This is a genomic window from Bdellovibrio bacteriovorus (assembly GCF_048286975.1).
In the GTDB taxonomy this organism is placed as follows: Bacteria; Bdellovibrionota; Bdellovibrionia; order Bdellovibrionales; family Bdellovibrionaceae; genus Bdellovibrio; species Bdellovibrio bacteriovorus_H.
Genome location: NZ_JBLVRT010000001.1, coordinates 610673 through 623169 on the forward strand (window position 1 = coordinate 610673; position 12497 = coordinate 623169).

General features: G+C 48.8%; 13 protein-coding genes. 4 read left to right on the plus strand and 9 right to left on the minus strand.

Annotation, left to right across the window (positions count from 1 at the left end; translation table 11 throughout):
- Positions 1–10: 10 nt before the first annotated feature.
- The 3 genes from ACNQKP_RS03035 to ACNQKP_RS03045 all read right to left on the minus strand — a co-directional run bounded on the left by ACNQKP_RS03035 (position 11) and on the right by ACNQKP_RS03045 (position 3859).
- A complete protein-coding gene (locus ACNQKP_RS03035; RefSeq protein WP_011162830.1) occupies positions 11–1108 on the minus strand; it encodes a DUF444 family protein in 1098 nt (365 codons plus the stop codon).
- Positions 1108–3183, minus strand: coding sequence for a PrkA family serine protein kinase (locus ACNQKP_RS03040; protein WP_417862768.1), 2076 nt, complete (start codon positions 3181–3183; stop codon positions 1108–1110). Before ACNQKP_RS03040 ends, ACNQKP_RS03035 begins: the two co-directional genes overlap by 1 nt.
- 76 nt (positions 3184–3259) lie before the next feature.
- Complete coding sequence (locus ACNQKP_RS03045; RefSeq protein ID WP_417862769.1) at positions 3260–3859, minus strand: hypothetical protein; 600 nt, start codon at positions 3857–3859, stop codon at positions 3260–3262.
- Between the two features lie 44 nt (positions 3860–3903).
- Here ACNQKP_RS03045 and ACNQKP_RS03050 point away from each other — a divergent pair, with 44 nt between their 5' ends.
- Positions 3904–4542, plus strand: coding sequence for a hypothetical protein (locus ACNQKP_RS03050; protein WP_417862770.1), 639 nt, complete (start codon positions 3904–3906; stop codon positions 4540–4542).
- Positions 4543–4603: 61 nt separating this feature from the next.
- Here ACNQKP_RS03050 and ACNQKP_RS03055 read toward each other — a convergent pair whose 3' ends face one another.
- The gene (locus ACNQKP_RS03055) at positions 4604–6487 is read right to left on the minus strand and encodes a tetratricopeptide repeat protein (RefSeq protein WP_417862772.1); all 1884 of its coding nucleotides are present in this window, start codon (positions 6485–6487) and stop codon (positions 4604–4606) included.
- Positions 6488–6592: 105 nt separating this feature from the next.
- Positions 6593–7096, minus strand: coding sequence for a hypothetical protein (locus ACNQKP_RS03060; protein ID WP_417862774.1), 504 nt, complete (start codon positions 7094–7096; stop codon positions 6593–6595).
- 264 nt (positions 7097–7360) lie between these two features.
- On the opposite strand from ACNQKP_RS03060, the gene ACNQKP_RS03065 reads away from it, so the two are divergent.
- On the plus strand, positions 7361–7906 hold the full coding sequence (locus ACNQKP_RS03065; protein ID WP_011162824.1) for a polyhydroxyalkanoate synthesis regulator DNA-binding domain-containing protein: 546 nt from the start codon (positions 7361–7363) through the stop codon (positions 7904–7906).
- Positions 7907–7976: 70 nt separating this feature from the next.
- Here ACNQKP_RS03065 and ACNQKP_RS03070 read toward each other — a convergent pair whose 3' ends face one another.
- The 3 genes from ACNQKP_RS03070 to lpoB all read right to left on the minus strand — a co-directional run bounded on the left by ACNQKP_RS03070 (position 7977) and on the right by lpoB (position 10463).
- Positions 7977–8441: a hypothetical protein gene (locus ACNQKP_RS03070; RefSeq protein WP_417862776.1), complete on the minus strand. Its 465-nt coding sequence runs from the start codon at positions 8439–8441 to the stop codon at positions 7977–7979.
- A 168-nt stretch (positions 8442–8609) separates the two neighbouring features.
- Complete coding sequence (locus tag ACNQKP_RS03075) at positions 8610–9860, minus strand: COG3014 family protein (RefSeq protein WP_417864085.1); 1251 nt, start codon at positions 9858–9860, stop codon at positions 8610–8612.
- A gap of 3 nt (positions 9861–9863) precedes the next feature.
- Positions 9864–10463 carry a penicillin-binding protein activator LpoB gene (gene lpoB / locus ACNQKP_RS03080; protein ID WP_038450554.1) on the minus strand — a complete coding sequence of 200 codons (600 nt, stop codon included), beginning with the start codon at positions 10461–10463 and terminating at the stop codon, positions 9864–9866.
- Between the two features lie 160 nt (positions 10464–10623).
- Here lpoB and ACNQKP_RS03085 point away from each other — a divergent pair, with 160 nt between their 5' ends.
- Positions 10624–11040, plus strand: a complete 417-nt coding sequence (locus tag ACNQKP_RS03085) for a JAB domain-containing protein (RefSeq protein WP_417862777.1) — start codon at positions 10624–10626, stop codon at positions 11038–11040.
- Here the strand turns inward: ACNQKP_RS03085 and ACNQKP_RS03090 are convergent.
- On the minus strand, positions 11030–11635 hold the full coding sequence (locus ACNQKP_RS03090) for a hypothetical protein (protein ID WP_417862778.1): 606 nt from the start codon (positions 11633–11635) through the stop codon (positions 11030–11032). The two genes, ACNQKP_RS03085 and ACNQKP_RS03090, sit on opposite strands and share 11 nt — an antisense overlap.
- Positions 11636–11975: 340 nt before the next feature.
- On the opposite strand from ACNQKP_RS03090, the gene ACNQKP_RS03095 reads away from it, so the two are divergent.
- Entirely contained in the window at positions 11976–12497 is a 522-nt protein-coding gene (locus ACNQKP_RS03095; protein ID WP_015089400.1) for a hypothetical protein, read from the plus strand.

The following is a 12497-nucleotide window of genomic DNA, read 5'->3' on the forward strand; positions in this document are numbered from 1 at the left end:
GAGCTCCGCCCTACTTTCCTTTTCCCAGGAAGTCTTTGATTGAATCCAGGATCTTGTCGCGGTTTTCGATCTGACTCAGCGTCAGTCTTTCATCCTCGCCAAATTCCTTTTGCAGGTCCTTCAGGAACTGCCCGCTGCCGTATTTGCTTTCCACCTGGCCATAACTGAAAACGTTACAGTTCGGCAGGAAGAATTCCTGCAGCATCTTAACACATAGACGCGTATCCTCGCCCGACCAGTTATCGCCATCTGAAAAATGGAACGGATAAATGTTCCATTCATTTGTGGGATAATCCGTCTGGATGATTTCCTGGCACAGCTTATAGGCCGAGCTGATCAGGGTTCCACCCGACTCACTGGTGCGGAAGAACGTGTCTTCGTCCACCTCTTTGGCCGAGGCGTCGTGAATAATAAATCTGGTTTCAAGGCCCTTATAGTGTTTGCGCAGCCAGGTGTTGATCCAGAAACTTTCCAGACGGACGATTTCCTTCTGTTCTTCACCCATGGAACCCGACACGTCCATCATATAGATGACCACGGCCTGGGTTTGTGGCTGCTGCACTTTCTTAAAGGACTTGTACTGCATATCCCGGCGGATCGGCAGCACCAGCGGGTCTTCGGAATTATAAGTTCCGGAACCCACCATGCGCTTCAAGGCACGTTTGTAAGATGATTTGAAGTGGCGCAAGCCCTCTGGCCCCACCGGCGCAAGGCCTGTGAATTTTGTCTTCAGGGAATCAATGTTTTTGGCGCCTTTGGGCTGAATCAGCGGCAATTCCAGTTTTTCACCCAGAATGTCCGCCAGTTCATCCATCGACATTTCGACTTCGACAAGGTGTTCGCCCGGAGCTTCGCCGGCCTGACCCTGTCCGCCTTCACCCGGATCACCAACATCCTGACCCGGCTGCCCTTCCCCCTGACCGACCCCGCCCTGTTGTTTGGGACCGTACCGGAAGTTGGGAATATCGATGCGCGGAAGCGGAATCTTCACGAATTCATCTTCACGCTTCCCGATCATTTCGCCCTGAGAGACGTACTTGCGCAGATCCTCTTTGACCTTGCCTTTAACGATCTCTCTGAATCTGTTATGGTCTTCGCGTATCGACATTATTTATTCTTTACGTCCCCTCGGGCGAAGATACTTGCCACGTAATGCAATACATCCGTAGCAGAGATTTCATCGTAACCGAAGTCCTTGATGAGACGGGTTTTTACAATATCAATCTTCTCTTGAGTGTCTTTGTCAGCAACGTTGCTTACCAAAGTGGTCAGCTTGATGCTGTCTTTCTGATCCTCGAAGAGTTTCAACTCGATGGCTTTGTGCAGGCGTTCGTTCATCTTGTAGTTGAACTTCTTGCCTTCCAAAGCCAGGGCCCCGATGTAGTTCATGATCTCGCGACGGAAATCATCCTTGCGGGACTCTGGGATCTCGATCTTCTCTTCGATAGATCGCATCAGACGCTCATCCGGCTCCTCGTCGTTGCCGGTGAACTGATTGCGAACTCGTTCTCTTTGCGTATAGGCTTTGACGTTATCAATATAGTTGGCACACAGTCGCTGCATGGCACTTTCATCGGCACTGATGGCTCTTTGCACCTCAGCTTTGATGATTTCCTCGTACTCCTGCATGACCACACCCAGAAGTTCCTTAAACTCGGTCTTCAGCTCTTCGTTGGCGATCAACGAGTGACTTTTCAAACCGGATTCAAGCTCTTTAAACACCATGAACGGATTCACAGATCCTTTGTTGGACTGCTGAGCCGCCACCAGGGCGTTGGAAAGTTTATCCTGGATATAACGGGCTGAAATACCCTCAAGACCCTCACGCACAGTTTCTTTACGAAGCTCGCGAACGTTGTCTTCAGTATAGTTCGGCAGCGTTTTACCGTTATACAGTTTCAGTTTCTGCAAACGGGTCAAATTGGCTTTCTTCGGTTTTTCCAGACGGGTCAGAATCGCCCACATTGCGGCCATTTCAACCGTGTGCGGAGCAATACTGATTCCACGCACTTTCTGGGAATTGAAGTCGCGCTTGTAAATGTTGATTTCATCTCTCCAGCGCGTGATGTACGGAATGTCGATCTTCACGGTACGGTCACGAAGAGCTTCCATGAATTCGTTGTCCTGCAGACGACGGTATTCCGGTTCATTCGTGTGACCGATGATCACTTCATCGATATGGGTCTGTGCGAACTTTTTAGGTTTCACACGGTGCTCTTGCGAAGCCCCCAACAGATCGTACAAGAAGGCCACATCCAGCTTCAGAACCTCGACAAATTCAATCATCCCGCGATTGGCGACGTTGAACTCCCCGTCAAAGTTGAAGGCGCGCGGATCGGAATCAGATCCGTATTCGGCAATTTTACGATAGTTGATGTCACCCGTAAGCTCGGTGGAGTCCTGATTCTTTTCATCTTTCGGCTGGAAGGTGCCAATACCCACACGGTCCGCCTCAGAGATGAACAATCTTTTCACACGCACGTGCGACAGAACCTGCATCAGGTTGCCGTCGTATTTTTCCATCAGGGCTTTAAAGATAAAACGAGAAGGCGGGCTTAATTCACCATCCACATGCACACGGAAGCTGCCTTCCTGGCCTTTGTTGATGGAATCATAAACCGTGGAACGAAGTTCTTCCGGAATCAGCAGCAAAGGTTCTTCATTCATTGGCGAATGGAAGACCTTCACACCTTTTCCAAGAATGCCGTCAAGCTCAAGCTTTTCATCGATCCATTCAAACGTGTACACCGCACCCTGCTTGGTGTGCGAGTAGCGCTCAAGGCCTTTTTTCAGCATGCGGCAGATGGTGGATTTCGCACTTCCCACCGGGCCGTGCAGCAGGATCACACGTTTCTCGGTTCCGTAACCCAGGGCCGCCGCTTTCAGAACATTCACCAATTTCATCAACTGCACATCAAGGCCGAAGACCGCGTCTTTGCCATTGTTATGAACGTCGTCGAAAAACTTGTAGCGAATGACTTCTTTTTTGAAATCAATGTACGTTTCAGTGCCTTCCTCAACGATCATGTCATACATGCGCTGATAGGCGTTTCGCGTGATTTTGGGATTTTGTTTTACCAGGTCGAGATATTCCTCGAAGGTGCCACTCCAATGCTCTTTGGCATGAGTGCTTGAGTTTTGCCAGTTGGCGACCAGTGAATGCAGATCAAACTTAGAGGCCATATTCTCTCCCCAAGGTGATTGGTGACACACCTACTCTGTTAGAGTATGCCTCATTACTAGACGGTTAACGAGTTTTTTAATTTAGTTGTATTGCTTTGAACCCTTGCGGTTGTCTCAAGGTGAACAGCTCTGGTTTAAACTGGACCTCAGTCTTGGGTGCTTCAAAGTGCCACTGCATTTCAAATTGCGGGGCCGTAATTACGACTTTCTTTTGCCCTTCTTTTCGATCCAACCACTCGACGCGCGTTTGTTTGGCGATATTCTCACATTGATAAATAAGCCCTGCGGGATCCAATCCACATTTCCAACCGGGGCCTCTGACAGGTTCGTCAAAAGCAATATTGGCCAGATTCATCGGATGCAGTGGCATGCCAATCACATTGGCGAACGCACGTTCGGTATTGCGCCCATAAAAGAACGTCTTTTGAGGATAAACAGCATAAGAGATCTCTGTCGGACTCATCACAACACTGGCCACCTGAAACCCCAGCAAAGCCGTGATTTCAAAGCGTGCTCTTTCGTTTTTGATCGCAAAGATATCAATATTTAATGACTGGGTCTTATTTTCCTTCTGATTTTTGATCAGGGCCTTGGTTTCCCACTGCGCTTTTTGAAACGCACCCTCTTTCACTGTCTTAGTGACACATCCGGAAAGGAAAAGGGTTAATACGAACATGAAAAAATAATTGAACCTGTTCATCATTGCCTTAGCATAGAGAAATGAATTCTCTTAAACAAGCCTTGATTCAATTAAAAACAGACTGGAAAAACAGCCTCTTTTTGGGCTGTACGGCCACCCTGTTCGTTCTGGCGGTGCGTTTTACCCCTTATATTAGTGCCCTGCTGATTTCCTTCGGCCTGCTGTTTTTACAGGAAGTGACCAATCGTTATCTGACTTTGAAAGCCTGGCCGCGTGATCTGAATTTTCTGAAAGAAAATGCCCTGTCATTTATTATCTGCTCTTTGATTCTTTTACCGACCAGCACTCTGCTGGGATCCGCCATCGGAGTTCTGGAAAGCCCGCAGGATTTCCTGCACACCGTCCCGATGTCCTGGGGTCTTTTGATTCTGGCGGTGTATTTTTATCTGGTGCTGACTCATGCTCTGCGCATGACCATTGAAAATGGCACAGCACTGGCGAAAGCTGTGGATATTGCCGCCTTGGCATCGCTGAAGAACTTCCGCGAATATTTCATCATCGCTTTTTATATGGCGCTGGCGGTTCTGATCTCGGGAATCTTGTGGGGCGCGGGGTTCATCGTGTCTTTACCTGTGATCTTTTATGCCGCCCATTACTCGTTCCTGGCGACGAAAGAACGCGGCCTGCTTCAGGAAAAGAGAACCGAACCGGCTTCCTAAGCTTAAAAAGAAAAAGCCCGCAGTACGCGGGCTTTTTTAGTTTTAATTGTAAATTTCAAATCTACTTTTCAGAAGCGTGTTCTGCCACCGGCTTTTCAACGGAAGCTGGCAAACGAGGTGTGCCGTTCAGCTCCTGCTTTTCAATTGCAGTGATCTTGCTGCGGATTTCCTGAACTTTTTTAGGCTCAGTTTCCAGATCCGCGGCTTTCTTGTACATCTTCTTGGCTTTATCGACCATTGAGTGCTTGTAGTAAGCATCACCCAAGTGTTCAGCAATGATGCTGACTGTGGACTGATGTTTGTAAGCGGCCTCCAGGAACTTGATGGATTCAGCGAACTTGCTTTGTTTGTACAAGATCCAGCCCAGAGTATCCAGAACATAGCCATCCGTCGGCTCAAGCTCCAGCGCACGACGCGCCAGTTTTTCAGCTTCCGGAAGCTTCACACCCATTTCAGCCCAAGTGAAGGCCAGATAGTTCAGACCCTGCACGTGGTTTGGATCAAGCTCCAGAACTTTTTGCATTTCGCTCACAACCACATCTTTGTTGCCCATACGGTCGTTGATCGTGCCGTAATAGAAACGAAGCTGAGCATTTTCCGGGAACTTTTTCAGACCCTGCTCCAGTGTCGCAGAGGCATTTTTATAGTCGCCTTTTTCATCCAGCAGGGAAGCATACATCGCAAAGATCTGAGGCTGATCCTGGCGTGCTTTCAAACCAGCGGCCGCCACTTCCAAACCTTCATTCAGTCGGCCCAACCCTTTTAGCAGGTAAGCAGCGTGAACCACGGCTTCACCATAATAAGTGCTGGTGGACAGGATCTTCGTGTACTCTTTCACGGCTTTTTCATGCTGACGGGTTTCTTCGTAAACCGCTGCCAGATAGAAACGAACTTTGTCTGACTCTGGAGCATCTTTCAGGATCTCTTCCAGTTTTGCCACCGCAGTGTCGTAACGTTTCTGTTCAATCAGGATCAAAGCCATTTTCATGCGAACATTCAGTGGTTCGTCGGAATCATTTTCCATCACTTCCAGCTGCTCATACGCATTTTCATAGTCACCGCGCTCGATATAGATCTGCGCCAGGACTTCCGCCACACGCGGGCTTGGAGAGTTTTCTTTCTGGAAAGCACGGTACAGGGACACGGCTTTGTCTTCCGTTTTCTGCTTGGAATAAAGAACACCCAAAGTCAGAACCGCATCCGCGAAATCCGGCTTCAACTCCAGTGCTTTCTTAAAGGAAGCCTCTGCCGCCTTTTGGTATTTGGCTTCAGACTGCTCCAGGCGCACACGTCCGATATAGTAGTGAGCCAGATACGGAGTGTTGTATTCAGGGTTTTTCAGCAGGGACTCAAAGTACTTCACCGCTTTGTCAGACTGCTTCTGCTCAGAGTACAAAGCACCAATGTAAAGTGGCGCTTCGGTATTCTCGGGCTGAAGTTTCATCACGGTGTTGTATTGTTCCATCGCCTTTGGATAAAGCTTCAGGGAGGAATACAAACCACCCAGCAACAAGTGGCTGTCGACGTTCTTAGGGTCTTTTGCCACTGCTTCTTCAGCTTGCGCCAAAGATTCAGTGATCATGCCCTGCTTCAGGAATTCTGCCGCAAGACGCATATTCACAGCCGGGGAATTGGTATCGTAAATAAGAACCATTTTGAAAGCTTCAACTGCTTTCTGGGAGTTGCCTTCCAGAGCGTAGGCCTCTCCCATCGCGAAGTAATAGTCCGCTTGTGTGCGCATGTAGAGTGGATCCAAGGAGGCCGCACCATTGTCTTCCGGAGAGACCACCGCCGGAGCAAAGGAAGCAGGAGCGCGATTTCTATCGTTGAATGATGCCTCGTAGTAAGGGGCTTTGTCGTCAGACTCATTTGACGTGAAGGTCGCGCAAGCCGTGAGGGTCATCAGGAAAGGAACGATGATTGCGGTCCTAGTGTATGGAAACATGAAATCTCCTTAGTCACTAGGCTGATCGGCTTCTTATGAGAATTGCTTGATGCGGCTTAAGCACCCATTGAGGAAACGCGACCAAGGGCGCGGATGCGAAAGTGCCTAGTTATGAGACACACTCAAAAGGACTCCCAGATCATCCCCTTCATATAGAGGCTGGGTTTCAAGAGGCCTGCCTTCGTCATCAAGAGAAGCTGTTTCGATTTTCTGGTTTGGACCGGAAGACCACACCAGGATTTTGATTTTGCCGGCAGCATCGGCAGCTCCGGACAGGATGCGATAGCGGTATGGCTGGCCCCACGGGTCGGTTCCCATGGTCCCTGTGCTGCGCAGGTTTTCAGCATTCAAAGCGGACTTATCCTCTGAAACCGAAGCTGGCAGCCTGCCTCCGGCTTTGTCTTCCGACACTGTATCTTTTGATGCTTCGCGGTAAATTTGTACAACTTGATACCCAACGACCTCGGCTTTTTGGCGGGCTGTCTCACTTTTAGAGTCCTGAATCTGGCGATTCCAGGGGGTCGCAATGATGGCTGTAGAGAATCCTACAAGACCCAGCAGGGCCAAGACACCAGAGGACTTAAACTCTTGTTTTTGCTCGTTTTTCATTAATAATCCGCCCAAGATTGAAGGTCGTTCTTTAACATTTCGGCGGCCTTTGGAAAAAACTTTAGACAAAGGTCTGTAAAATTCGAAAAAACGAATGGCTATTTGCAGAATAAATAACGCCTAGAGTCTTTTCTTTTGATTTTAGGACCCCTTGACAAGGGGTGGCGGCAGGGATAGGTTGCGCCCATCTGCAAGGGGACGCCGAATCATAAGGCACTGTTAACCCCTTGGGACTTTGGGGAAATTTCAAATTGGGAGGCACTTTTGATCAACCAAAACGAAACAATGACATCGAAGCCAAATTCTAAAGTTAAAATCATCAAGCGCTATCAGAACCGCAAACTCTACGACACTCAACAAAGCTGCTATGTGACTTTGGACGATATCGCTAAGATGATCCGCACTAACGAAGAAGTGATGGTTATCGACAACAAGTCTAAAAATGACATCACTGCTGCGACTCTGACTCAGATCATCTTCGAAGCTGAAAAGAAAGCATCTCAGTACGCTCCTCTTTTCACACTGCGTGAGATCATCCAGAACGGTAACGGCAGCATCTCTGGTTACTTGGCTAAACTTGGCGCGTTCCCTCAGGACTACATGACCAAGCAACAAGTAAACACAGTTGTTGAAAACGCTTCTACTGACAGCGTTAAGCAAAACTTGGAAAACCGCGTTGCAACTGCAGCGACTCGCTACAACACAGACACTACTGCTAAAGTAGCTGCTGAAAAAGCGACTGTACTTCCAGGTCTTCAGCAAGACGACGAAACTCCAAACCTGCCAGGCACTTCTTTGTTGAACAACTAAGAAGACCTTTCAGCAAGGGTTTCAAAAAAGGCTCCGCAATGCGGGGCCTTTTTTATTTTTCTTAACGGAATTAACGAGAACAGCTGAAAGACTCTGTTCTGCCATAAACAGTGCTTCGTGTGCTGTAGCTAGCCAGCTTGCCGGATTTATCCAGAATGATCTCGACCTTTTGAGCCACGTTCCCGTCGGCAGAATTACAGAACAGATTGATGGCATTATCATCCAGATGATAGCTGAACTTTAAACCCATGCTGGTGCAGAAATGCTTTGTTCGCGTCACACCGCTGCTGTTCACCGCAATACCGGCCCCCAGACCCACGGACTGTCTGCGATCCTCGTCATAGATTCCATAGACTTCAATAAGTCCCTGTCCGACTTTATAAATAACACGGCAGTTCGCCTTTTCCACGCGATCCGACATATCCCCGCTTCCCACCATCACGGAGGCAGAATCCTTGCTTTCAGGCGTGCCACCAAAATCCGCAAAAGCAGGTGCGGAAGCCAACATCACAAGACTCATCAAAAGACATTTCATATAAACTCCTTGGTTTTGAATTAAAAACTCAATCAACCCAGGTCATGGGCCGACATCGCCAAGAAGGATTGCCAAGAGCGGGCCAGTTCATTTGTTTGTTTATTTTCATCTCATGGTGTGGCGACTGTCTAAGCCACAACTGAAAGACACAATTTGATTCGGGATCAGTTATTTCAGCGATCGCCAGATCACGAATTTCTTCTGACCGGCTTTGATTTCCACGTCGCGGGAATCAAGACCTTCCCCGGTGGCTGTGTTGCTGTAGTCCACGCCTTCCAGACGGAACTTGTAGGTTCCCGCGCGCAACGGCACACGGATGATTTGAATAGTCTGTGGCAGGAAAGACCACTGTCGCACATCCGCGCGATCCGCCATCAACAAGGCGATGTAAGCCAAATCCCCCAAAGCCTGATTCTGCTGACGGATTTGATCGGACAACACCGCTTTGGTGGCAACACCCGCCACCCGTTTGGCGAAAAGAATTCCGTAATCCTCTTCCAGGGTTTTCATTGCGGCGGTTTGCACATCGTAAACTTCGCGGCTTAGGAAAGGCTCCACGTCGGTGGAAAGATACAGGCGTGCTCGTTGAGTTTGGCTGATCACCGGCACCAGCGTCGGCAAAGTGTGACCGTTGTTTTTACCCGCGGATTTTCGCGGCCCCCAACCCTGCTGATAGATAATCACCAGCTCCCCGTTTGCCCGGTCATACCAACGGTCGGATTCCACAACATCGGGGAATTTCTTTTTCCATTCCTTGTAGCTGTCCATGCGACGGGCCAGTTTCGCCGAACGAATCAGGTCCTCGCGGATCGTGGCAATCGACGGGTCAATTTTGTAGGCTTCGGCATAGGCGATGTAAGCATCGTCATAACTGCGGCTGGCTTCCCAGATCACGGCCGACAGATATTTACTGAACGAGTTCAGTTCAAACGCCTGTTTTTCATCGGCGCGGTATTTCAGATATTTTTCATTGATACGACGGGCTTCAACCAGAGCATCATCCAGCTGATCCATCTCCAGGAAATTCATCGCCAGATAGGCGTTGATGAAGATCTTTTCAAAAGTGTCGCCCTTGTACTGAACCATTTCCTCATTCAGCGCCAGAGAACCGGCGATGCGGGAAACCGACTGATAGTCGACCAGTTCGGCCAGGCGATCGGCTTTCATCAGAATCTGATTGCTCTCTTTCAGTTGCCCGGCGACTTGAAGGGCTACACCGTAGTCCATCAGGTACGCCAGCTGATCGTCATTTTCCTTGTCGGCCAGCGGTTTTAAATCCGCCAGTGCCTTGGTGAAATCATGACGAGCCAATGCCTCGCGGGCCGGCTGCACCTTATTTTGGTAAGTCGCGCAGCCCATCAGAGGCAAAACTAAAAAAAGACCCACGGCGTGCGTGAGTCTTTGAGCAAAACGATTCATCAATTACAGACCAATAGATTTCTTTTTGAATGTTTTACGGATTTGCTTCTGGTCAGACCATGTGATCATGCTGGATTTCAGGTTGGTCAGATTCAAAGTCAGTTTGTAGTAAACGGACTTGTCTTTGCCCACTTCCTGAACGATGGAATCCAGACGACCGTTGATGATGAAGTCTGCGCCAATCTGACCGCCTGGGCCTTTTTTGGTGCCTTCTTCAACCATGCCGGAATTCTGATAGTTGTATTCATCAGCGATATCCTGACGGGCTTCTTTGTCGATGAAACCAACTTTGCCGGATTTCATAAGCTCAACACGAACCATGTCCATGATGCTTTGAGTGTCGATGTGTTCGCTGGTCTTGTTCTGAAGGCCGGTCACCATAACCACTGGCATTTTTTTAGCGCCATTGATGGACGGAGAAGTCATCAAACTTGCCACCAGATCCTGAACTGCTTTCTGCATGTCAGTTTCTGACCACTGATCATTCAGAAGATTTTCACGGTTCACGTCGTCGTACTGGCCTTTCACGAAAGCTTTCGGACCACAACTGGTCATTGCCAAGAAAGAAAGAGCCACGGCTGCAAAAGTCAGATTCTTTTTCATAATACCTTCCTGTCCATTTCGGACACTTCCAAAGTCTATGCTGGGGTATTTCGGGGCGCAAGTCATGCCCCTCCGTTTCAGGACGGCTGTCCTAAATCCGTCCGCTAAATCAGGCCAGATTTCCATTAAAAACCCCGTAATTTTGCAACAAAGGACAAATATGAGAGAAGTGTCCACAAGCCTGCAAGCCTATGAAATCCTGCGCAACGAAATCAACCCCTATGCCGAGGAGCTTTGGGTCATCGCCCTGGACTCGCAAATGAATCTGGTCCGCAAAGAAATGCTGTTTCGGGGGACTGTGGATTTTTGCATGATTCACCCACGCGACATCTTCCGCTGCCTGGTCAAGGCCAACGCCAGTTCATTTATTCTGGCGCACAATCACCCCAGCCAAAACGTGCTGCCATCCGAACAGGATCTGATCCTGACCCGGAAAATTCATCAACTGGCACAGATGTTTGAAATTCCCCTGAACGATCATCTCGTCGTCTGTGAAAACAACTATTTCAGTATGGCTGATCATGGGTATTTTAAGAAGTGGCGAAAGACGCGGGCGGTGCGCAGTCTTACTGTATAGCCTCTGAACTGTAGTCGAACACATTCATGCCCGCACCACTTGGATTGCGAATCGGAGTCACCGACAGAACGCGGGACAAGTCTTCACTTAAAATCACACGGTATCCACCACGGCGGGCATTTTCAACAAACTGACGTGCGTACTCTTCTTTATAGGCTTGAGAATATTCGGCCTGTTGTTCGGCGTTGAACAATTCCTTTTGAACAATGTCGTGCGGTGAAAGAGTTTCCTCTTTGCGCGAACCACGCCCCAACTCTTCTGCCAGTTCCTGAGCACGTGTGTCTGAAGTCAGATCCAGACGGTTTTCATTGTGATAGGCACTTTGAGCGGTGGTGGAATTGAAATCTGAATTCATCAGTCGTGCGTTTTCCACCTGCATACGCTGGCGGGCCATCTCCATCTTTTCGTTGGTCAACATCAGATGGCGGTTCACTGACTTTTCAAACTTTTCGGACTTCGCAGCGGCTGGAGCCGAGGCCACTTTCTTCGGTGGATCCTCTGAACCCAAATAGACAAAGATCATCACTGCCGCCCCCACAAAGAGCAGCAAAGCCAGAAGCATAGAGTTTTCCTTTTGAGACTTCTGCGATGTCATAGCCCCCTTATCGGCCAATGTGTTCCATTTCTCAAGTTTAGTACTGTCTTGAAATGAGACACTTTTGGGGTTTTGATCCACGGGTTTACAGCCTTACGTTCCCGGTTAAAGTTCGTTTAAAAACAGAGACTTCCATACATTTTCTTGATCAAAGCCGCGGGTTTTTCAGGCTACTCTGAACGGGTGAGATAAAATTTTGTCTCAATTGTCAAAAAACTGCGCATCAATCACGAGTCATTAACCACTTTAGGGCCTTCCGGGTGTCGGCATAGAAAGTGAAGTTAAGAAGCTGTCAACTTAACTCATTACCCCCGAACCCCCTTTGAAAGGATCCCCCTCCATGAAAATGATCAAAACTCTTGCCGCTGTCAGTGCCCTGGCTTTCTCTGTTAACGCATTCGCCGCTTCCCAAGGCGCTTTGACGATCACTGGTGTTGTTGGAAATAACACTTATCTTTCCCTGACCAGCATGGGTGGCAACGATGCCAACGTGGACCAGACTCTGAACGTGGATCAGATCGTAAACGGAGCTGTGACTTCCAAAACTTTCGCAAGTATCTTCCATGAAGTTTCAAACTCCACGGGTGGTTACAAGATCACGGTGTCCTCTGCTCAAGCTGGTGAATTGCGCGGCCCAGGCACAGCCAAAGTAAAGTACTCTTTGGATTATTCTTCGGCGAAAATCACTATTGCTGACTGCGCTTTGACGGCGGCATGTGAAGCATCTTCTGGTGGTTTGACGGCAAAAACAAGCTCTGCGGTTTCTGTGGTTGTTAAAGCCACTTCCACGGCAGCTGAAATTGCAGCTCTTCCATCCGGCACATACTCTGACGTTGTGACCGTAACGATCGCAGCTCAGTAA